The organism is Klebsiella sp. YJ (assembly GCF_002108615.1).
GTDB lineage: Bacteria > Pseudomonadota > Gammaproteobacteria > Enterobacterales > Enterobacteriaceae > Klebsiella > Klebsiella planticola.
Genome location: NZ_MTEG01000031.1, coordinates 1 through 20,477, shown reverse-complemented (window position 1 = coordinate 20,477; position 20,477 = coordinate 1). Strand labels below are relative to the sequence as shown.

General features: G+C 53.5%; 19 protein-coding genes and 1 pseudogene. 16 read left to right on the top strand and 4 right to left on the bottom strand.

The genetic code is table 11. The features are described from left to right. Positions 1 to 34 precede the first annotated feature (34 nt). Complete coding sequence (locus BV390_RS25360) at positions 35 to 487, bottom strand: GNAT family N-acetyltransferase (RefSeq protein WP_102047545.1); 453 nt, start codon at positions 485 to 487, stop codon at positions 35 to 37. A 376-nt stretch (positions 488 to 863) separates the two neighbouring features. Between BV390_RS25360 and BV390_RS25355 the strand changes: the two genes are divergently transcribed. The 4 genes from BV390_RS25355 (at position 864) to brnQ (ending at position 3,942) form a co-directional block, all read left to right on the top strand. Next, on the top strand, positions 864 to 1,226 hold the full coding sequence (locus tag BV390_RS25355) for a RidA family protein (protein WP_032700102.1): 363 nt from the start codon (positions 864 to 866) through the stop codon (positions 1,224 to 1,226). Positions 1,227 to 1,239: 13 nt separating this feature from the next. Beyond that, positions 1,240 to 1,896 (top strand): helix-turn-helix transcriptional regulator, encoded by a 657-nt coding sequence (locus tag BV390_RS25350; RefSeq protein ID WP_032695935.1) that lies wholly within the window; start codon positions 1,240 to 1,242, stop codon positions 1,894 to 1,896. After that, positions 1,883 to 2,689, top strand: coding sequence for a PhzF family phenazine biosynthesis protein (locus BV390_RS25345; RefSeq protein ID WP_047664797.1), 807 nt, complete (start codon positions 1,883 to 1,885; stop codon positions 2,687 to 2,689). Before BV390_RS25350 ends, BV390_RS25345 begins: the two co-directional genes overlap by 14 nt. 83 nt (positions 2,690 to 2,772) lie before the next feature. Then, on the top strand, positions 2,773 to 3,942 hold the full coding sequence (gene brnQ / locus BV390_RS25340) for a branched-chain amino acid transport system II carrier protein (RefSeq protein ID WP_032695937.1): 1,170 nt from the start codon (positions 2,773 to 2,775) through the stop codon (positions 3,940 to 3,942). A gap of 156 nt (positions 3,943 to 4,098) precedes the next feature. Here brnQ and BV390_RS25335 read toward each other — a convergent pair whose 3' ends face one another. Then, complete coding sequence (locus BV390_RS25335) at positions 4,099 to 5,010, bottom strand: LysR family transcriptional regulator (RefSeq protein WP_032695938.1); 912 nt, start codon at positions 5,008 to 5,010, stop codon at positions 4,099 to 4,101. A gap of 100 nt (positions 5,011 to 5,110) precedes the next feature. Between BV390_RS25335 and BV390_RS25330 the strand changes: the two genes are divergently transcribed. The 4 genes from BV390_RS25330 to BV390_RS31635 all read left to right on the top strand — a co-directional run bounded on the left by BV390_RS25330 (position 5,111) and on the right by BV390_RS31635 (position 8,039). Beyond that, a complete protein-coding gene (locus BV390_RS25330) occupies positions 5,111 to 6,220 on the top strand; it encodes an alkene reductase (RefSeq protein WP_032700099.1) in 1,110 nt (369 codons plus the stop codon). 4 nt (positions 6,221 to 6,224) lie between these two features. Then, complete coding sequence (locus BV390_RS25325; protein WP_047664799.1) at positions 6,225 to 6,944, top strand: SDR family oxidoreductase; 720 nt, start codon at positions 6,225 to 6,227, stop codon at positions 6,942 to 6,944. A gap of 75 nt (positions 6,945 to 7,019) precedes the next feature. Further along, entirely contained in the window at positions 7,020 to 7,559 is a 540-nt protein-coding gene (locus BV390_RS25320; RefSeq protein WP_032695941.1) for an ester cyclase, read from the top strand. A gap of 255 nt (positions 7,560 to 7,814) precedes the next feature. Next, complete coding sequence (locus tag BV390_RS31635; protein ID WP_032700096.1) at positions 7,815 to 8,039, top strand: hypothetical protein; 225 nt, start codon at positions 7,815 to 7,817, stop codon at positions 8,037 to 8,039. Between the two features lie 139 nt (positions 8,040 to 8,178). Here the strand turns inward: BV390_RS31635 and BV390_RS25310 are convergent, their stop codons facing one another. Then, entirely contained in the window at positions 8,179 to 9,054 is an 876-nt protein-coding gene (locus BV390_RS25310; protein WP_085397450.1) for a LysR family transcriptional regulator, read from the bottom strand. Positions 9,055 to 9,182: 128 nt separating this feature from the next. Here BV390_RS25310 and gstA point away from each other — a divergent pair, with 128 nt between their 5' ends. Then, entirely contained in the window at positions 9,183 to 9,788 is a 606-nt protein-coding gene (gene gstA, locus BV390_RS25305) for a glutathione transferase GstA (RefSeq protein WP_085397449.1), read from the top strand. 126 nt (positions 9,789 to 9,914) lie between these two features. On the opposite strand, the gene BV390_RS25300 is transcribed toward gstA, so the two are convergent. Beyond that, complete coding sequence (locus tag BV390_RS25300) at positions 9,915 to 10,373, bottom strand: winged helix-turn-helix transcriptional regulator (RefSeq protein WP_032695942.1); 459 nt, start codon at positions 10,371 to 10,373, stop codon at positions 9,915 to 9,917. Between the two features lie 61 nt (positions 10,374 to 10,434). On the opposite strand from BV390_RS25300, the gene BV390_RS25295 reads away from it, so the two are divergent. From BV390_RS25295 to BV390_RS25265, 7 genes and pseudogenes are all read left to right on the top strand, one after another. Continuing rightward, positions 10,435 to 10,671 (top strand): tautomerase family protein, encoded by a 237-nt coding sequence (locus tag BV390_RS25295; RefSeq protein WP_032695943.1) that lies wholly within the window; start codon positions 10,435 to 10,437, stop codon positions 10,669 to 10,671. A gap of 235 nt (positions 10,672 to 10,906) precedes the next feature. Beyond that, positions 10,907 to 11,211 (top strand): annotated as a pseudogene (gene tnpA / locus BV390_RS31995) (IS200/IS605 family transposase); the annotation flags it as partial. 592 nt (positions 11,212 to 11,803) lie between these two features. Further along, positions 11,804 to 13,996, top strand: coding sequence for a 1,4-alpha-glucan branching enzyme (gene glgB, locus BV390_RS25285; protein ID WP_046852646.1), 2,193 nt, complete (start codon positions 11,804 to 11,806; stop codon positions 13,994 to 13,996). A 129-nt stretch (positions 13,997 to 14,125) separates the two neighbouring features. Next, a complete protein-coding gene (glgC, locus tag BV390_RS25280) occupies positions 14,126 to 15,409 on the top strand; it encodes a glucose-1-phosphate adenylyltransferase (protein ID WP_046852645.1) in 1,284 nt (427 codons plus the stop codon). An 89-nt stretch (positions 15,410 to 15,498) separates the two neighbouring features. Next, on the top strand, positions 15,499 to 16,932 hold the full coding sequence (glgA, locus tag BV390_RS25275) for a glycogen synthase GlgA (protein WP_004197677.1): 1,434 nt from the start codon (positions 15,499 to 15,501) through the stop codon (positions 16,930 to 16,932). Positions 16,933 to 16,950: 18 nt separating this feature from the next. Continuing rightward, on the top strand, positions 16,951 to 19,398 hold the full coding sequence (gene glgP / locus BV390_RS25270; protein WP_032690516.1) for a glycogen phosphorylase: 2,448 nt from the start codon (positions 16,951 to 16,953) through the stop codon (positions 19,396 to 19,398). A 105-nt stretch (positions 19,399 to 19,503) separates the two neighbouring features. Next, positions 19,504 to 20,477, top strand: a 974-nt coding sequence (locus BV390_RS25265) for a phosphohexomutase domain-containing protein (RefSeq protein WP_085397448.1), incomplete at its 3' end; no start/stop codon positions are given.

The following is a 20,477-nucleotide window of genomic DNA, read 5'->3' as shown; positions in this document are numbered from 1 at the left end:
GTCTCCTTCAACCATAAGCGGACATAGGACGCCATTAATGCAATGCCTTTGAGAAACAAACGGCCTCTTTCCTGCCTATGTAGGGACCATAATTTTCAATACGGACATATCCATTTTTTTCGTAAAAACGGACAGCCTTATGATTGATGAGCCGGGTTTCTAGCCAGAGTTCGCTGTATCCCATCTCCCTTGCCGATGTTTCCAGAAAACGGAGTAAAGCATGGCCAACACCAGGCTCGCTTCGGTCTGAAAACATCCTCTTAAGCTCAGCTATATGTTGTGTTACTGGCCTGATAGCGCCACATCCTATCGCATTGCCACGAGTATTCCTTGCCAGGACCCATAATGAATTGTCGCCATTTATTGCGTCAATGGCAAAATGGCTTTTGCCATTATCACCGGTAATAGCGGCAAGTTCTGATGACAGCATTTCGATTAACCGATGAGATTCTGCATCTAACGGGTCTGCTTTCTCTACTATTATCATGGTCATACCCTGTACAGGAGTTTGGCACAGCATAAAGGATTTTGACGGCAAAAGCTGCAGTCCCACTCCAGCGACTTAACATCCGGGAGCGAAATCTCCCGTTGCGGCAACGTCTGATCTGCCCCTCGCTCAGAGCGCACCTTCCACTCAGTTAACTCGTCCGCTTCGTGCCAGAGGCGGGCATGCCCGGACTTAGAGTACTCAAACAGGGTTCAGGGCATGTCCAGTCCCGTCAACAAAATATCTGTCGATGCTCAGCGAGGAGAGATAAATGACCGTGATAAAATCAACAAATGTTTAAAATGATAATTTTGTTTAATTGCAAATGAAGTCATGCTACCGTGCTACTCAACTTTCTTTAGGGCAAATCTGACACATGTCTATCGTACGCTACCCCACGACCAAACCGTTTCCCTTTTCAGACGCCGTGAGGGTGAACGGGTTTGTTTTTCTTTCCGGGCACGTCGCCATGAGCCCCGAAGGTGAGCCGTTGTATGGCTCTGTCGCCCAGCAGACCCGGCATATCATGCATGCCATCCGGGAAACTCTGGCGCGAGCGCATACCACGCTGAACAACATTGTGAAAGTCCAGGTTTGGCTAAGCAGCATGGAGCACTTTAGCGAATTCAATGCCGCTTACAGCGCGTTCTTCCCGGAAGGTTTCCCCGCAAGGAGCGTTGTCACCAGCCGCCTTGCTTTTGATTTAGACGTCGAAATAGAAGTCCAGGCCGTAGTCTGATGGGGAGAGCAAAATGAAAGACGAACGTGAACGTTTAATCACTATTCTGACGGCTTCGCTTGAAGCATTGAGAACCACGCTTCCCTTAAACACAGAAGCGGTGCTGCATGACCTTACCCGTCCCGAAGCGTCCGTGATAAACATCATTAATGGACACGTCAGCGGCAGGAAAGCCGGTGATGCGCTGTTGTCCGGCCCGGAAAATGACACGGGATTCTTAGGCTTACTGGATGCCTCGAAGCGTGTTCCCAGTCAGGTATTCAGTGGATATACCACCACCACACTCTCTGGCACCACGTTGAATAGCGCATCGACGATTTATTACAGCGATGACGGCGTGCCGTTAGTCGCTTTCTGCATTAACGTCGATATGGACGTGGTGTTAAAACTCAAACGCGATCTGGACTATTTACTCCATCCGGCCGCCGCGGCTGAAACACCAGAAAATCCGCTGGGTGATATTCAGGATAAATCCCTGGATGAGGTTATTTCGAAATTCAGACCTACGGGTTCAGAAAGTAAAATCGATTTCAGAAAGCGGGTTATTTCTGAAATACATGCTCAGGGCTTTTTCAAGATTAAAGGCAGCGTTAATCACGTCGCTAAAGCGCTGGGTGTCACCCGGTACACCGTTTACAACTATCTGGATAAATTAAATGACAAAGCCTGACACCGCAGTAATTCCTTTTTATCAGGTTGATGCTTTCACCACTCAACCTTTTGGCGGCAACCCGGCGGGCGTTTGCCCGTTAACTGAGTGGCTGCCTGATGATGTTCTGCAAGCCATCGCCACGGAGAATAATCTTTCTGAAACCGCTTTTTTTGTGCCGGTCGAGGAGGGGTATCAACTGCGCTGGTGTACGCCTGCGGTTGAAGTGGATTTGTGCGGTCATGCCACTCTCGCAGCATCCTGGGTGCTGTTCAACAAGCTTGGCTACCAACAAGAGACTATCGGCTTCCACACCCGTAGCGGCCTGTTGACGGTGAGTAAGAACGGGGATGAGCTGTGCATGGACTTCCCGGCTAAATCGGTCACGAAGATTGATACGCCTGACGGACTTCTGGAAGCCCTTGGCATTACCGGCGGCGTTACAGGGGTGTGGAAATCGGACGATCTGATTGTACTGGTCGATGACAAAACCATCATCGACGGGCTTAATCCTGACTTCAACAAGCTGGCTGTATTCGACACCCGCGGCGTGATCGTGACCGCCGCTGATAACCAGTTTGATTTTGTGTCCCGTTGGTTCGGCCCGCAGGTCGGCGTGAACGAAGATCCGGTCACGGGATCGGCACACACCTTCCTCGCTCCGTTCTGGGCGGCGCGTACGGGGAAAAATGTTCTGACCGCTCAACAAGGCGGGAAGCGTAAAGGGGCGTTGCGCTGTGTGGTTCGCGATGACGGGCGCGTGGAACTGCACGGTTTCGCACGCATGACCATCGAAGGGATATTCCAGTTGTAATGACGATGTATGACCGGAACGGTGACCGGGCAGATAATGACCACGCCTTCCAGAGTATGATATTTATATAATAAGAGTTAATAATGACAGCAAACACCAGACTTTCATTGCCAGAGACAATGGCTCTTGGCGGGATGACACTTGCGCTTTTTTTGGGCGCAGGCAATATTATTTTCCCGCCGCTGGTCGGCATGCAGGCGGGCGCAAACGCCTTTAATGCAGGCTTTGGCTTTATTATCACAGCGGTTTTATTCCCGGCGCTGGCGATTATTTCCCTTGCCATTAATGGCGGTGATATTGCGGAATTAACGAAACCCTTAGGCAAATGGCCGGGCTTGATTTTTATTGGCATTTGCTTTTTAACACTGGGGGTGTTCTTTGGCACGCCGCGCACCGCGACGATTAGCTACGAAGTCATCACCGACGGCACGGGTAGCTCCCTGATGCAGAAGATGATATTTTCCGCCGCTTTCTTTGGCCTTGCTGGCGCGACGCTGGCAAAACCGGGAAAACTACTGGAAATTGTCGGTTTCTTCCTTTCGCCGATTAAAATAAGTGCCCTGATTTTTATCGGCGTGTGTGCCTGGTTACACCCTATTGGCGAACTCACAACAGCAACAGCCGCGTATGAAACTCGCGCGTTCGGTACAGGATTCGTCAACGGTTATCAAACCCTGGATGTGATCAGTGCGCTATGCTTCGGTGCCATTATCACTCATACGCTCAAGGAGCGGGGGGTCAACCATCCGCGGGGTATCTTCACTCATTCCACCGCCGCAGCCTTTATCGCTGCCGCAGGTCTGGCTGTGATTTATATCTGCTATCTGTCGATGGGGTCCCATAGTCCGGTGCAGGGCGCAATGAACGGTATGCAGGTGATGAGCGCCTATGTCGAAACTGTTTTTGGCGTTTATGGTCAGGTGCTGTTGGCGGCGATCATTACCCTGGCCTGTCTGGTCACGGCTATTGGTCTGACGACCGGAACGGCGCGCTATTTCAACCAGACGACCGGCGCGTCTTATGGGCTGCTGGTGACGCTATCCCTGATGGTGTCAGCAGCACTTGCCGTGCTGGGACTGAACTCTCTCACCGAAATGGCGGTTCCCGTGCTGTGCGCCATTTATCCTGCTGCGCTGGTCGTGGTTGCGCTGGGCATCGTTCGAAAATGGATAGAAGTGCCGACTAATCTGTATCAGTTGCTTTTCTATAGCGCCCTGGGAGTGGGGATAATGAGTCTGTTCGTAAAATCCTAAATGAACAGCCGCGACTTCGGAAGTTGTCCTTCAGTTAGCACGTGAACTTCAGCTTCCGCTCCTCGCTCATAGCGGATCTTATGGCCTTGCTTTCTCTGCGCTTCGAGCCAGGTAACGTAACGGTGAATTAAAATACGGGGAGCAGGCCGTCGATTTCTACTCATTTTCCAGCCAGTCGATAAAGAACTGGGTGAAGGCGGTAACCGGCAGCGGCTGCAGCCGTCGCTGCGGGTAGACAAATTGCAGCCCGACATTTTTTTTATCAAGGCGGCTAAACCCAATAAAACTTTCAGCAAACAACAGTTGCAGTCTGCCTTGCTCCACATCACGCTTTACATCCCACCATGACTTACTGGCAATACCCGCATCCGCCAGCACCCACTGGCGGAGTAGCGCGCCATCGTCGCATACCATGGCTGGGGTAAAGCGCAATGTGCTCTGTTTACCGTCGTGCTCAAAACGCCATTCGTTCATGACCCTTCCGCGCAGTTCCAGCGCCAGGCATCGGTGGTTGTGTAAATCCTCAATGGAACCTGGTGTGCCTGCCGCCCGGAGATAGTGGGCTGAGGCGACCAGAACCCTATGATTCGGGCGGATATTTCTGACGACCAGGCTGCTGTCGGGCAGGTTTCCGAAACGAATGCTCATGTCCAGACGATTGGCTACCAGATCTTTGACGCTTTCGCCCAGGTATACCGAGCTTTTCACTGCCGGATGCAGCCGGGAAAAATCGAGCAGGGCCGGGCTGAGATACTGTCGGCCAAAATCGGAGGGGGCCGAAATGCGGATATTACCGCTGAGCACCCCTTCTTTTTGCGTAAGTAGCGACTCAGCATGGTTCATTTCATCCAGTACGCGCAGTGCAGCGTGATAGAACTCCTCACCGGCACGAGTCATGGTAATGGCGCGAGTGGAGCGGTGGAATAGACGGGTCTGATAACGCTCTTCAATCGCCTTCAGCCTGGCGGTCATGGTGGCCGGCGAGAGTCCCATATGGCGACCAGCGGCTGAAAGCCCGCCTGCCTCCACCACTGCAACCAGCAGAGCCATATCTTCAAGCTTTCCCATTATTCAGTAATCCTGAAAAGACAATCATATTTTAATGCCATTATCAAAATATCTCTCACCACGTAAAGTATTTTCAACAATTCATTACGGGGGATAGAAAATGGAAAATCGTACACTTTTTGATAGCTACCAGCTGAAGACTCTCAGCCTGAAAAACCGGATCGTGATGGCGCCAATGACCCGGGCGCGGGCGTTACAGCCGGGAAACGTGCCTTCAGCACTTATGGCGGCGTACTACCAGCAGCGCGCCAGCGCGGGTTTGATCATTACGGAAGCTACGCAGATTTCACCTCAGGGGCAGGGGTACTCCTGGACACCCGGTCTGCACTCCGCTGAACAGGTTGCAGGATGGCGGCTAAGCACAGAAGCCGTTCACCACGCAGGAGGCATTATCTTTTCCCAGCTCTGGCATGTTGGGCGCATGTCATATGCGGGTTTCCATGCAGATGGCAAACCTGTCGCGCCCTCAGCGCTCGCGCCGGATGCTCAGGTATGGGTTGTTGATGAGCAGGGGGAAGGACATATGGTCGACTGTCCGGAGCCGCGGGCACTTGAGCATGCCGATATTCAGCAGATAATTGCTGATTACCGGCAGGCCGCGTTAAACGCCATTAGCGCCGGTTTTGATGGTATTGAGGTGCACGGCGGTAACGGTTATCTGATCGATCAGTTTCTTCGCCGGACATCGAACCAACGTACCGATGAGTATGGCGGCAGCCTGGCTAACCGGATCCGTTTTGCGCAGGAGGTGCTGGAAGCCATCAGCGACGCCATCGGCGCGACGCGCACGGGCATACGCCTTTCCCCGTTCATCACCCAGCGCGGAATGAACGACCCGCAGGTGATTGACGCGATCCTCGCGCTGGCTGCATGGTGCGAAAAGAAAGGTATCGCTTATATCCATCTGGCAGAGGCTGACTGGGACGATGCGCCTCAGGTTCCTGCTGATTTTCGTGAAGCATTACGCGCCACCTTTAGCGGCACTCTCATTGTCGCCGGAAATTATACCCAGGACAAAGTGGACAAACTACTGAAGGCGGGGCTGGCCGACCTGTTTGCCTTTGGCCGCCCGTTCATCGCCAACCCTGACCTGCCGTACCGGCTCAGGAATAACCTTCCATTAACGACGGTAAGCAATCCCGCCACGCTTTTTGGCGGAAGCAGCGCAGGCTATACCGATTATCCGTGCTACAAAACCGACGAGGCATAAAGTGATGGTGAAAAAAACATTAATTATTGGCGGGACTTCCGGCATTGGCTTTGCTGTGGCTAGTGCTCTGGCTGAACAGGGAGAAAGCCTGATCCTTGCCGGACGGGACAGTGAAAAGCTGGCGCGGGCCAGACAGTTACTGAGCCAGAAAAGCGCATCTGTGGATACTGTCGTCCTTGATATCAGCAAAGAGGAGGAGGTGATCCAGCTTAGCCAGACGCTCGGAGAGGTAGATAACATTATTGTGACGGCGGGATCGCAGGCACCCGGCGGGGCGCTCGCTTCACTGAATCTTAACGAGGCCCGACTGGCTTTCGATACCAAATTCTGGGGCAGTATCCATGTCGCGAGGCATCTGAGTAAAAATATTAAGGCCCGGGGTACCCTGACGCTGACCAGCGGCTTTGTTTCCCGCCGCACTGTCGCGGGCGCTATCGTCAAGACCACCATGAACGCGGCCCTGGAGTCAGCCGTTAAGGTGCTGGCGAAGGAGCTTTCTCCGCTGCGGGTCAACGCGGTGAGTCCGGGGCTGACGGATACCGAGGCTTACGCAGGCATGGATCCTGCTGCCCGCGAAAAATTGCTTGCGTCTGCCGCTGAAAATTTGCCGGCAAAAGCCTTCGGGCGGGCAGAGGACATCGCAAAAGGCTATCTGTTCGTGATGGACAATCCCTTTGTCACCGGAACCCTGCTGGATATCGAAGGCGGCGCGCTGATTCACTAATCCTCACGTTTTACCCGCAAGCGGTTGAATGTGCCCGGGTCACCTGTTTCTTTGAGGCAACACACAGGACTTTTTATGAAAAAGTTGACGATTTATCTTTCCCGGCTGGCGGCGCTTATGCTGCTATCCGTGGCCAGCGCTGCGTTTTCTGCACCGCTTGAGCTGGTGAAACCCCATGAATTGATTGCGGAAAACAACCTGTTATCAGCCCGCGAGGCTGCGCTTGAAACCGTCGCGAGACGTTACGCGACATTCTGGAATACGGGTGATGAAGCCCTGGCCCGTGAGGCGTTGGCCGATAATTTTGTCGATAAGACGCCGCCTGAGGGCCGCAAACAGGGACCGGAAGGCGCACTTCTGGCCTCTCGCGCCTTCCGTACCGCTGTCCCGGATCTGAGTTGCGAGGTTGAGCAGATGATTGTTGCAGGCGATCGAGTCGTATCACATCTGCATTTCCGCGGACATTTCACGGGAACCTTTGGCAAACTGAAAGGTAAGGGCCAGCAGGTTGATTTTATCGCAACGGATATCTATCAGGTCAGAAATAATAAAATCATCGCCAACTGGCATCTTGAAGATAACCTGACTCTGATGAAACAACTGGGCGTGTTATAAAATGACGGCTCAGGAAGGACCATGCTGCCCGGGAGCCAGGCAGACTGACTGATAAAGTTGATGAACTGAACGGGGCCGAATCTGATGGTCGGCTCCGTGCCAGGAGCGGACATTGCTGATATCACGATGTATTAATCAACGGGGAGCAGGTCACATCAGGACGAAAATTAATTTTATCCTTACATTTAGTGGTGGCAGCGTGAAGGTGGCTCATCTATTCTGCCTGTATCAGCGAGCGGGCCGGAGTCTCTCTTTGTGGATAATCCCATTCTTCAGAAAACCATCATTATCTTTATTCTCATTCTATGGGTAATCAATGAATTCAGGAGCAGGAAAAGAAAACGTTCTGACCCCGCTATTGAAGCCGCTGATGCCAGAGAACGCTATGAATGGCGCTATCTCAGATGGGGTTTCCTGACAATCCAGGTGGCTGCGACAGTGTATATCTTTGTTCATTTGATGCAGTTTGTACTGAGATAGAGGCCACAGGCAGGTACGACTGCACGGAAATATATGACTGACCAGGCTGACTGGCTGAGCCTCGCTGGTCGCTGTTGTGTAGATACCTGAGTGCCAGGAGCGGTCGTTTAGCAAGGCGAAATGATTAACTCTTGATGGTTCATCCTCGTTTACGTAGTGCATTAAGTAGCGCCTGCGTTGCATCAGAAGAGGTTCCGGATGACGAACAAACCAGCCCAAATTCACGGTGTATAGCGGGTGTCACAGGCACTACGCAGAGGTTGCGCAACGTTTCCGGCAGGGCAGATTCAGGTACAAGGGCGACGCCCATCTCTTCCCCGACCAGCTTACAGGCGCTAATCCAGTCGCGTACTGTCACCCGTATATCAGAGAGGGGGAACCCTGTCTTTTCCATCAGGCTTTTTCCATTAACGACACATCCGCCTGTCGCCAGAATAAAGGGCTGGTCTGCCAGCGCCGCCAGCGTTATGCCATCAGTCCTGGCATGCTGTGCCAGCCGATGACTGGCGGGTATGACCGCGACCCATGCATCCTGTCCTATTACAAGCTCTGCACGCCCGGGGCCGGGATTCATGACCACCCCAAGTTCAACGGTGTCTGCGGCAAGCCACTCCTCGACTTCCTCGTCCGAACCTTCCAGGAGGATGACCTCAATACCCGGATGCAGGCGCTTAACGTCGCGCAGCAGGCCGGGCAACAATGTAGACGTCACGGATGGAAAACTGGCGAGGCGAATGTGCCCGCGATTTATATTGCGGCCCTTATCAGCCAGTTCGCGGATGGCACTCAGCTGCGAAAGCATGTTTCTCGCATGTTCAACAACCTGAGCACCCAGCGCGGTCATACCAATATATCGTCGCTCACGGGTAAATACCGGAAATCCTAGGGAAGCCTCTAGCTGGGCGATGGCCTGGCTGGCACCGGACTGGGTCATTCCTATCTCCTCTGCGGCGCGCGAGATGTTGCCCGCATCGGCCACGGCCACCACCAGGCGCCAGTGTAAAAGATTCATCATGATTATCAGTAGCTCAGCTAATAGTTTGTTTCTGTACTATTAATTTTACAGCGTTATCCGCGTCAAATACAGTGAGTTGATGATTGTCAGGACGTTGCCCGACGCCTCTATACATTAACGGAGACAAAATGAAACTCTATTACGCCCCGGATACCTGTTCCTTATCGCCGCACATCGTGCTGCGCGAACTGGAACTTGAGTTTGAACTGGTTAAAGTCAACAACAGCAGCAAGATCACCGCTGATGGTCGCGACTTCCGCACTATTAACCCTAAAGGTTATGTTGCTGCACTTGAGCTGGATGATGGGCAGATACTCACTGAGGGGCCGGCGATTGTGCAGTATCTCGCCGATCTTAAACCACAACATGGCCTGGCGCCGCGTGCGGGCAGCTGGGAGCGGTTGCGGCTGCAGGAATGGCTTAACTTTATCACCAGTGAAATACACGCCGGCTCGGCACCGTTGTTCAACCCTGCGCTGCCCGAAGAGATCAGAGCGATTTTTCGTGACAAGCTATTCCGACGGTTCGATTTCCTGCAGACAACCCTTAATGAAAAAACCTATCTGACTGGTCCATCCTTTAGCGTGGCTGACGCCTACCTTTTCACTGTGCTGGGCTGGTGTAAATTGTTCTCAATCCAACTGGAACGCTGGCCAGCGCTATCGGCATATCGGGATATAATTAACGCCCGTCCTGCTGTACAGGCCGCATTACTGGCTGAAGCGTCTCAGTAGGGTAGGTAGCTGCTGAATACCGTTTAACGTCTGCAAAGGGGAAAGTTCGCTCCGTGCCAGGAGCGGACATCAGGAGGGTTTAGCGTGTTGGCGATAGAACTCATTAAAAAAGGTTCTTAGTGGCAATTAACGTCTAAAAGGAACTATCTGGATATTTTTAGCATCAACAACTGCCCCCGTTGCTGAGATAAAAGCGCTGTATACTAATTCACCTTTCTCCTTATCAACTAAAGAAATATGCGGCTCATCGTGCAATAGGTTTTTATGCCCCCATTCCATTATGGAAAAAAGGATCGGCGCCAAACTGCGGCTTTTTGGCGTGAGTACATACTCATAGCGCTCACGTGAGCCTTCTTCTTGATAGGGGATTTTGCAAAGTAAATCGAGCTCAGTCATTTTTTTTAATCGGTTTGCCAATGTCTGCTTCGTCATTTTTGTATGAGAACGCATCGCTTCAAAGCGAGTAACCCCGTAAAAAACCTCCCTTAGGATCAACAACACCCATTGATCTCCAAGTAGTTCCGCCGCCGCTGCTAGCCCGCAAAGCTCAGGTGACAAGTAGGGTAATGAATTATCTTTTGACATGTGTTCTTTTGCCTTCTACCATAAGTATGATTTTTAGACCCAGATATTTAAGGAGAATAATATGCCTTTCGTAAATGTGCAAACCATTAAAGGAATTATGAGTTCGGAACAAAAAAATGAGCTGTTACGTCGTATGACTGACCTCATTGTTGAAATTGAGGGGAAAGGTGATCCGGAGTTTCGGCGTTCGGTATGGATCCGGATTGATGAGCATGAGCCTGAGCAGTGGAGTCTGGGGGGAATGCAACCCACATCTCAAATGATTGCTGCAAAATTTGCACCACCACAGCAGTCCTGACTCACATGTCGTCGTTTTTACTAAAATCACCACTGCGACATTCAATATAAAGATTTAAATTGCGATCAATTCGCGGACTATATTCATGTCCGCTCCTTTTTTACTTTCTTTCGGTTGACGGTTTCAGCTATTAATAAAACCAACAGGCCAAATGCATAAAAAAACAAAGCGCATAATCCCAGTGCAAAAAAAACGCCATACTGCTCCCTGATTCTTTACATTCCCAACCGCGCGGTTTGTTACCCAATATCGACGGAATATATTTAATCTGGATGCCATCGAAAAGCTACGCAAATACTTTGCCAGTGTGGGCGCTGATTTTGATGTTGAGCTGGTTGAAATGGATGGCGAGCGAGATCACGCGCATCTGCTGATTAACTCCTCCCCAAAAGCGGCTATCAGCAAGCTAACAGCTTGAAAGGGGGTTAGCCGTCGCAAGATCAAATGACACGACCCGAATGGCATAAACCCGTGTGGAAATCAGACGCGCTCTGGCCACCGCCTTACTGCGTTGGAAGTGATGAGCAAATAATAAATTGAAGAGCCAAATCGCCTTCACTGGCGTCCTGTCGGAGGCTCCGCTTTGCATCCCGTGCTTAAAAGGAAGGGGCTTTCCGCGAACTGCCTGAGTACTGAGTATACTGAGAGGCCGTCAAAAAAATCCGAAAAAATTCTAGCATAGAGTTCTTGCCGTTTCCAGAGTATCCGCACGCCCCATCAACCAGTTATAAATGCTATTGAGTGCGCGGTTAAAAGGTTTTTTATTCTACTCAGGCGGCCTGTTTTCATTTTTTTGTATGAGATTCGAGTGGTGTTGCCATTAAGGGTGCTGCCCCTCTGATAATAACTTAAAAATAAGTTTTTCAATTCATAAAGAAATGAGTACTTACTCACAGAAAGAAAATCAGGAGTAATTATTCTGGAGTCAGATAATACAAAAAGCGTACGGCCCATTTAATTCACTTTTCAGGAGGTTAATCACTCTATATTTGTGGACGACCGACATGTCTTAAGGCTCTGGAATAACGTGTTGATATTTCGATGCGCAGCATTGCAGCGGAATATTACCGGATCAATAAAGCAGAAAGAGGCGTTTTAATTCTTTCCGCAGGATGATAGTAGGGTGACTGACATGTCTGATTATAATGAAAAAAGTGCGATTTCAGCACTGCTCGCAGGTCATTGTTCCGATCCATTCTCTGTGCTTGGCATGCACTCAACCGCTGCTGGTCTGGAAGTGCGCGCATTATTACCCGATGCCACCGAGGTATGGGTGATTGAGCCGAAAACCGGGCGTAAAGCTGGCAAGCTCGAATGCCTCGATTCACGCGGATTCTTTAGCGGCGTTCTGCCGCGGCGAAAAAATGCTTTTCGTTACCAGCTGGCGGTCACCTGGCACGGCCAGCAAAACCTGATTGACGACCCTTATCGCTTTGGCCCGCTGCTGCAGGAGCTTGATGCCTGGCTGCTCGCCGAAGGAACCCATCTACGGCCCTACGAAACCCTGGGCGCCCATGCCGACACCATGGACGGGGTGACCGGGACGCGCTTTTCCGTCTGGGCGCCGAACGCCCGTCGGGTGTCGGTGGTCGGTCAGTTCAACTACTGGGATGGCCGTCGCCACCCGATGCGCCTGCGCAAAGAGTCTGGCATCTGGGAGCTGTTTGTTCCCGGCGCGCACAACGGCCAGCTGTATAAGTTCGAGCTGATTGACGCCCACGGGCACCTGCGGGTGAAATCCGACCCTTATGCTTTTGAAGCGCAGATGCGCCCGGAAACCGCCTCGCTGATCTGCGGCCTGCCGGAGAAAGTGGAGCAACCGCTGGCCCGTAAGCAGGCCAACCAGTTTGATGCACCGATTTCGATTTATGAAGTCCACCTCGGCTCCTGGCGTCGTCATACCGATAACCATTTCTGGCTGAGCTACCGCGAACTGGCCGATCGGCTGGTGCCCTACGCGAAGTGGATGGGCTTCACCCATCTCGAGCTGCTGCCGATTAACGAACATCCGTTCGACGGCAGCTGGGGCTATCAGCCCACCGGGCTGTACGCGCCGACCCGCCGCTTTGGTACCCGGGAAGATTTCCGCTACTTCCTCCATGCCGCGCACGCCGCGGGCCTGAACGTGATCCTCGACTGGGTGCCGGGCCACTTCCCGGCCGATGACTTCGCCCTGGCGTTGTTTGACGGCACCGCGCTGTATGAACACAGCGACCCGCGCGAAGGCTATCACCAGGACTGGAACACGCTGATCTATAACTACGGCCGCCGTGAAGTCAGCAACTTCCTGGTAGGGAACGCGCTGTACTGGATCGAGCGCTTCGGCATCGATGCGCTGCGGGTGGATGCGGTGGCGTCGATGATCTACCGCGACTACAGCCGCAAGCAGGGTGAGTGGGTGCCCAACGAGTACGGCGGCCGGGAAAATCTCGAAGCGATCGAGTTCCTGCGCAATACCAACCGGGTGCTGGGCGAGCAGACGCCGGGGGCAGTGACGATGGCGGAGGAGTCCACCGATTTTGCCGGTGTTTCGCGCCCTGCGTCGACGGGCGGCCTCGGCTTCTGGTTCAAATGGAACCTTGGCTGGATGCATGACACCCTCGACTATATGCAACTCGACCCGGTCCATCGTCGGCATCATCACGACAAGATGACCTTCGGGATACTCTACAACTACACCGAAAACTTCGTCCTGCCGCTGTCGCATGATGAAGTGGTCCACGGTAAAAAATCGCTTCTTGACCGCATGCCCGGCGATGCCTGGCAGAAGTTCGCCAACCTGCGCGCCTACTACGGCTGGATGTTCGCCTTCCCGGGGAAAAAACTGCTGTTTATGGGCAATGAATTCGCCCAGGGACGGGAGTGGAACCACGACGCTAGCCTCGACTGGCATCTGCTGGAAGGGGACGACAACTGGCATCACGGGGTGCAGCGTCTGGTGCGCGATCTGAACCATACCTATCGTCATCATAAGGCGCTGCACGAACTGGATTTTGACCCGTACGGCTTTGAGTGGCTGGTTGTCGATGATCACGAACGGTCGGTATTTATCTTTGTCCGTCGCGATAAAGCCGGGAACGAGATAATCGTTGCCAGCAACTTCACGCCGGTGCCGCGTCACGGCTATCGCTTCGGGGTTAATCAGCCGGGGCGCTGGCGTGAAGAGCTGAACACCGACTCGATGCACTACCACGGGAGCAATACCGGCAACGGCGGCGGCGTGGCAAGCGAGGCGATCGCCAGCCACGGTCGGGAGCATTCGCTGTCGGTGACGCTGCCGCCGCTGGCGACAATCTGGCTGGTGCGGGAGTCTGCTGGTCAATAAAACACGCAGTCGATCTATTGCAGTTTACTTATTACCGGAGGTGATCACTTCTGAATTTATTTGCAGAAGAGTGAGGCTTTTTCTTCATTATTTTCTTTTATGGCTTTTATTAAATAGCAGGACATAATTATGAGTAAAATTGAATATACTGACAACGTAATGCTGTCGCGCCAGTTACCGCTTAAATCCGTGGCCCTGATCCTCGCCGGCGGGCGCGGAACCCGATTAAAAGACCTGACCACTATTCGCGCAAAACCTGCGGTGCATTTTGGCGGTAAATTCAGAATTATTGATTTTGCCTTATCAAATTGTATTAACTCAGGAATAAGACGTATTGGGGTTATTACACAATATCAGTCGCATTCACTGGTGCAGCATATTCAACGCGGTTGGGCATTCTTTAACGAAGAAATGAATGAGTTCGTGGATTTATTACCGGCACAGCAGCGGGTGCATGGGGAGAACTGGTATCGGGGGACGGCGGATGCTGTGACCCAGAACCTGGATATTATCCGCCGCTATGATGCGGAATATGTCGTTATTCTGGCCGGGGACCATATCTATAAACAAGATTATTCGCGGATGCTGCTTGATCACGTTGAAAAAGGGGCGCGCTGCACCGTGGCCTGCATGCCGGTCCCGGTTGAAGAGGCAAGCGCTTTTGGCGTCATGGGCGTGGATGAGAATGACAAAATCATTGAATTTGTTGAAAAACCGGCTAACCCCCCCACCATGCCTGGCGATGAAACCCGCTCGCTTGCCAGTATGGGCATTTATGTGTTTGATGCGGAATATCTCTACCAGCTGCTGGCAGAAGACGATCGGGATGAAGGCTCCAGCCATGATTTTGGCAAAGATATTATTCCCAAAATAACGGCGGCAGGTGAAGCTTATGCGCATCCGTTCCCGCGCTCCTGCGTACAGTCCGATAATAATGCCGAGCCATACTGGCGCGATGTCGGGACACTGGAGGCGTACTGGAAAGCGAATCTGGATTTAGCCTCTGTGGTACCTGAACTGGATGTTTATGATCGTAACTGGCCTATCCGGACTTATGTCGAGTCGCTACCCAGCGCTAAATTTGTTCAGGACCGTTCCGGCAGTCATGGCATGACCATGAATTCTCTGGTATCCGGCGGCTGTATTATTTCTGGCTCGGTGGTGGTGCAGTCGGTTTTATTCTCCAAAGTTCGCATTAACTCGTTTTGTAATATTGATTCGTCGGTTTTATTACCGGGCGTCTGGGTCGGTCGCTCCTGCCGGATAAGACGCTGCGTGATCGACAGGGGATGTGTTATTCCGGAGGGAATGGTGATTGGCGAAAATGCCGTTGAGGATGCGCAGCGTTTTTATCGTTCGGAAGAGGGGATCATCCTCGTTACCCAGGAAATGCTGAACCGACTTGAACTATGAAGCCGTTGGCGGAAATAAAAGCTGCCGCAGCTGTGATTGCCGTCATTGGCATCGCGTCGCCTTCATGCCTGAATAATTAAGGAGCATCCATGCGAGTTTTACATGTAGGAGCGGAGATGTTCCCTCTGTTGAAAACGGGGGGGCTGGCTGATGTGACCGGTGCTCTCCCGGCGGCGCAAATAGCCGAGGGCGTGGATACCCGCGTGCTGCTGCCGGGGTTTCCCGCGATCCGCGACGGAGTCGGGGAACCGCAGGTGGTGGCCAGCAGGGAGACCTTCGCCGGGCCGATGACGCTGTTGTTTGGCGACTTTAACGGCGTGGGCATCTATCTGATTGATGCCCCGCATCTCTATGACCGACCGGGTAATCCTTATCATGACCCGCAGATGCAGGATTATCCCGATAACGTCCTGCGTTTCGCGTTGTTGAGTTGGGTCGCGGCCGAGCTTGCTGGCGGTCTGGATCCGTTCTGGCGGCCTGAAATCGTCCACGCCCATGACTGGCATGCGGGCCTCACGCCGGCTTATCTGGCCGCCCGCGGCAACCCCGCCAGGTCAGTGTTTACGGTGCACAACATTGCCTATCAGGGCTTGTTCCTCGCCCGGCATATGGCGGAGATCGCTTTACCGTGGTCATTCTTCCAGATGCATGGGGTGGAGTTTAAAGGACAGATCTCCTTCCTTAAGGCGGGCCTCTATTTCGCTGACCATATCACCACCGTCAGCCCGACGTATGCCCGTGAAATTACCGAACCGCAGTACGCGTTCGGTCTGGAAGAGTTGCTGCGGCAACGTCAGCGGGAAGGGCGACTGTCGGGGATCCTTAACGGCGTCGACGAAAGCATCTGGGATCCGCGCCGCGATCCGCTGCTGGCTGCGCCTTACGACCGGAACTCGCTGGCTGAGAAAGCGAAGAACAAGCAGCAGCTGCAGACGACGCTGGGGCTGAAGGAGGACGGCCGGGCGCTGTTGTTCACCGTCGTGAGCCGGCTCACCAGCCAGAAGGGGCTGGATCTGCTCCTTGGCGCACTGCCGGGAATCATTGCGCAGGGAGGGCAGCTGGCGCTACTGGGATCCGGCGACCCGGATTTGCAGGCCCGTTTTCTTGCCGCTGCGGCGCAATACTCCGGGCAGGTGAGTATCCGGATCGGTTACGACGAGGCGCTGTCGCATCAGATGATTGGCGGCGCCGACGTCATCCTGGTGCCCAGCCGTTTTGAACCCTGCGGTCTGACCCAGCTCTATGGCCTTCGCTACGGCACATTGCCGCTGGTTCGTCGCACCGGCGGACTGGCGGATACCGTCGCCGACTGTTCGCTCGAAAACCTTGCTGACGGGATCGCGAGCGGATTTGTGTTTACCGACAGCGAGACTGAATCACTATTACATGCCATCCACCGGGCCTTTGTCCTGTGGTCCCGTCCATCGTTGTGGCGGTACGTGCAACGTCAGGCAATGAGCATGGATTTTAGCTGGCAAATTGCCGCTAAGTCTTTCCACCAGTTGTATCAGCGTATTATTTAATTGCTACGGATAAGAAAAATGGAACCACGCTTAAGTTATATTTCACCCAGTCTGAATGAAGAAGCGCTACAGCATGCTATCGCTTATAAGCTCATGTTTATTCTTGGTAAAGATCCCTCACTTGCCAATAAGCATGAATGGCTCAACGCCACGCTGTTCGCCGTGCGCGATCGGCTGGTAGAACGTTGGCTGCGGGCGCATCGGGCGCGGATCTCGCAGCAGGCCAGGCAGGTTTATTATCTGTCGATGGAGTTTCTCATCGGCCGTACCCTCTCTAATGCCTTACTGTCGCTGGGCATCTATGAGGATGTGAAAACGGCTCTGGCAGGGATGGGGCTGGATCTGGAAGAGCTGATTGATGAGGAGAACGATCCGGGGCTGGGCAACGGCGGTCTCGGTCGTCTGGCGGCCTGTTTTCTCGATTCCCTGGCCACACTGGGGCTGCCAGGCCGCGGCTATGGTATCCGCTACGACTACGGTATGTTCAAGCAAAACATCATCGACGGCCGGCAGATGGAGTCACCGGACTACTGGCTGGAGTACGGTAACCCGTGGGAATTCGAGCGCCATAAAACCCGCTATACCGTGCGCTTTGGCGGACGTGTTCAACATGAGGGCAAAAACTCACGCTGGCTGGAAACCGAAGAAATTATTGCCGTGGCCTACGATCAGATTATCCCGGGTTATGACACCGATGCCACCAACACCCTGCGTTTGTGGAGTGCCCAGGCCAGCAGTGAAATTAATCTCGGTAAATTTAACCAGGGGGACTATTTCGCCGCCGTGGAGGATAAGAACCACTCTGAGAACGTTTCCCGCGTGCTTTACCCGGACGACTCGACCTATTCCGGGCGTGAATTGCGCCTGCGTCAGGAGTATTTCCTTGTTTCGGCGACGGTACAGGACATCCTCACCCGTCATTACCAGCTGTATCAAACCTATGACAACCTGGCGGATAAAATTGCTATCCACCTCAACGACACCCATCCGGTGCTGTCGATCCCGGAGCTGATGCGTCTGCTGATTGACGAACACCGCTTCAGTTGGGATGACGCGTTTGAGGTGACCTGTCGGGTCTTCTCCTACACCAACCATACCCTGATGAGCGAAGCGCTGGAGACCTGGCCTGTCGATATGCTGGGGAAAATCCTGCCGCGCCATTTGCAGATTATCTTCGAGATTAATGACTATTTTCTGAAAACGATGCAGGAGCACTATCCCGATGATATGGCGTTGCTGAGCCGGACCTCGATTATCGATGAGTCCAACGGTCGCCGCGTGCGGATGGCCTGGCTGGCGGTAGTGGTCAGTCACAAGGTTAACGGCGTGTCGGAACTGCACTCCCGGCTGATGGTGGAGTCGCTATTTGCCGATTTCGCCAAAATCTTTCCGCGACGCTTCACCAACGTCACCAACGGTGTCACGCCCCGCCGCTGGCTGGCGGCCGCTAATCCGTCCCTTTCCGGGGTTCTGGACCGTTATATTGGCCAGACCTGGCGCACAGATTTAAGCCAGCTGAGTGAACTGGGGGAATATCAGGATTATCCGCTGGTTAACCAGGCCGTCAGCGAAGCCAAACTGGCGAATAAACAGCGGCTGGCCGATTATATTGCCCGCCAGCTGGGGGTGGTGGTTAATCCGAAGGCGCTGTTTGATGTGCAAATTAAGCGCATTCACGAATACAAACGCCAGCTGATGAATGTGCTGCACGTGATCACCCGCTATAACCGTATCAAGGCTGACCCGCAGGCCGACTGGGTGCCGCGAGTGGTGATTTTCGCCGGCAAAGCCGCATCCGCTTACCACACGGCAAAACAGATAATCCATCTGATTAACGATGTAGCCAAAGTCATCAACAGCGATCCGCAGATCGGCGACAAGTTAAAAGTGGTGTTCATTCCCAACTACAGCGTCAGTCTGGCGCAGACCATCATTCCGGCCGCGGATCTTTCTGAGCAGATTTCGCTGGCAGGGACCGAAGCCTCCGGGACCAGTAACATGAAATTCGCCCTCAACGGCGCGCTGACCATTGGCACGCTGGACGGCGCCAACGTTGAAATGCTGGAGCACGTGGGGGAGGAGAATATCTTTATCTTCGGTAATACCGCCGAACAGGTTGAGGCGCTGCGCAGCAACGGCTACCAGCCGCATGATTACTACGACCATGATGAAGAGTTGCGCCAGGCGCTGACCCAGATGGGGACCGGGGTGTTCAGCCCACAGGAGCCGGACCGCTATCGCGGTCTGCTGGATTCGCTGATTAACTTTGGCGACCACTATCAGGTTCTGGCCGATTACCGCAGCTATGTTGACTGTCAGGACAGGGTGGATGCGCTCTACCGAACCCCGGAAGAGTGGACCGCCAAAACAATGCACAACATTACCAACATGGGCTATTTCTCATCGGACCGTACGGTGCGGGAGTATGCGCAAAAGATCTGGTATATCGACAAAACGCAGCTCTAGGCCACATTCACGCCCCCGGGAGCGCCGGGGGAAAGGGGGGCACCATCGGTGAGCGACCCAGCAGGAACACATTAATAAGCCTGACGGATATGACAGGAGAGAAAAATGACGGACAGTAAACGCGCAGGGGAGCCTGCGCAACAGAGTGATTTGATTAACGTCGCTCAGCTGACCGCGCAGTACTACGTACTGAAGCCGGAAGCGGGCAACGCGGAGCATGCGGTGAAGTTTGGCACCTCTGGCCATCGTGGCAGCGCAGGGCGCCATAACTTCAATGAGCAGCATATTCTGGCGATCGCTCAGGCGATTGCGGAAGACCGCGCGAAGAACGGGATTACCGGTCCCTGCTACGTAGGTAAAGATACCCACGCGCTCTCCGAACCGGCCTTTATTTCGGTTCTTGAAGTGCTGGCAGCCAACGGCGTTGATGTTATCGTGCAGGAAAACAACGGTTTCACCCCGACGCCGGCCATTTCCAATGCCATCCTGGTGCACAACAAAAAAGGCGGTCCGCTGGCGGACGGCATCGTGATTACGCCGTCGCATAACCCGCCGGAAGATGGCGGTATCAAGTACAACCCGCCGAACGGCGGCCCGGCGGATACCAACGTCACCAAAGTGGTCGAGAATCGCGCTAACGAACTGCTGGCCTCGGGTCTGCAGGGCGTCAGGCGCCTCTCCCTCGATGCGGCACTGGCATCCGGTCATGTCAAAGAGCAGGATCTGGTGCAGCCGTTTATCGAAGGGCTGGCGGATATCGTCGACATGGCGGCGATTCAGAAAGCCGGCCTCAGGCTCGGGGTCGATCCGTTAGGGGGTTCCGGTATCGAATACTGGAAACGCATCGCCGAATACTACAAACTCGATCTGACTATCGTCAACGATCACGTCGATCAAACTTTCCGCTTTATGCATCTCGATAAAGACGGCGCCATTCGCATGGACTGCTCTTCGGAGTGCGCGATGGCAGGCCTGCTGGCGCTGCGCGATAAGTTCGATCTGGCGTTCGCTAACGATCCGGATTATGACCGTCACGGCATCGTCACGCCGGCAGGTCTGATGAACCCGAACCACTATCT

Bases quoted from the DNA above. Each gene is read 5' to 3' on its own strand.
- BV390_RS25360 (WP_102047545.1), bottom strand. From the start codon at position 487: ATGATAATAGTAGAGAAAGCAGACCCGTTAGATGCAGAATCTCATCGG.
- BV390_RS25355 (WP_032700102.1), top strand. From the start codon at position 864: ATGTCTATCGTACGCTACCCCACGACCAAACCGTTTCCCTTTTCAGAC.
- BV390_RS25350 (WP_032695935.1), top strand. From the start codon at position 1,240: ATGAAAGACGAACGTGAACGTTTAATCACTATTCTGACGGCTTCGCTT.
- BV390_RS25345 (WP_047664797.1), top strand. From the start codon at position 1,883: ATGACAAAGCCTGACACCGCAGTAATTCCTTTTTATCAGGTTGATGCT.
- brnQ (WP_032695937.1), top strand. From the start codon at position 2,773: ATGACAGCAAACACCAGACTTTCATTGCCAGAGACAATGGCTCTTGGC.
- BV390_RS25335 (WP_032695938.1), bottom strand. From the start codon at position 5,010: ATGGGAAAGCTTGAAGATATGGCTCTGCTGGTTGCAGTGGTGGAGGCA.
- BV390_RS25330 (WP_032700099.1), top strand. From the start codon at position 5,111: ATGGAAAATCGTACACTTTTTGATAGCTACCAGCTGAAGACTCTCAGC.
- BV390_RS25325 (WP_047664799.1), top strand. From the start codon at position 6,225: ATGGTGAAAAAAACATTAATTATTGGCGGGACTTCCGGCATTGGCTTT.
- BV390_RS25320 (WP_032695941.1), top strand. From the start codon at position 7,020: ATGAAAAAGTTGACGATTTATCTTTCCCGGCTGGCGGCGCTTATGCTG.
- BV390_RS25310 (WP_085397450.1), bottom strand. From the start codon at position 9,054: ATGATGAATCTTTTACACTGGCGCCTGGTGGTGGCCGTGGCCGATGCG.
- gstA (WP_085397449.1), top strand. From the start codon at position 9,183: ATGAAACTCTATTACGCCCCGGATACCTGTTCCTTATCGCCGCACATC.
- BV390_RS25300 (WP_032695942.1), bottom strand. From the start codon at position 10,373: ATGTCAAAAGATAATTCATTACCCTACTTGTCACCTGAGCTTTGCGGG.
- BV390_RS25295 (WP_032695943.1), top strand. From the start codon at position 10,435: ATGCCTTTCGTAAATGTGCAAACCATTAAAGGAATTATGAGTTCGGAA.
- glgB (WP_046852646.1), top strand. From the start codon at position 11,804: ATGTCTGATTATAATGAAAAAAGTGCGATTTCAGCACTGCTCGCAGGT.
- glgC (WP_046852645.1), top strand. From the start codon at position 14,126: ATGAGTAAAATTGAATATACTGACAACGTAATGCTGTCGCGCCAGTTA.
- glgA (WP_004197677.1), top strand. From the start codon at position 15,499: ATGCGAGTTTTACATGTAGGAGCGGAGATGTTCCCTCTGTTGAAAACG.
- glgP (WP_032690516.1), top strand. From the start codon at position 16,951: ATGGAACCACGCTTAAGTTATATTTCACCCAGTCTGAATGAAGAAGCG.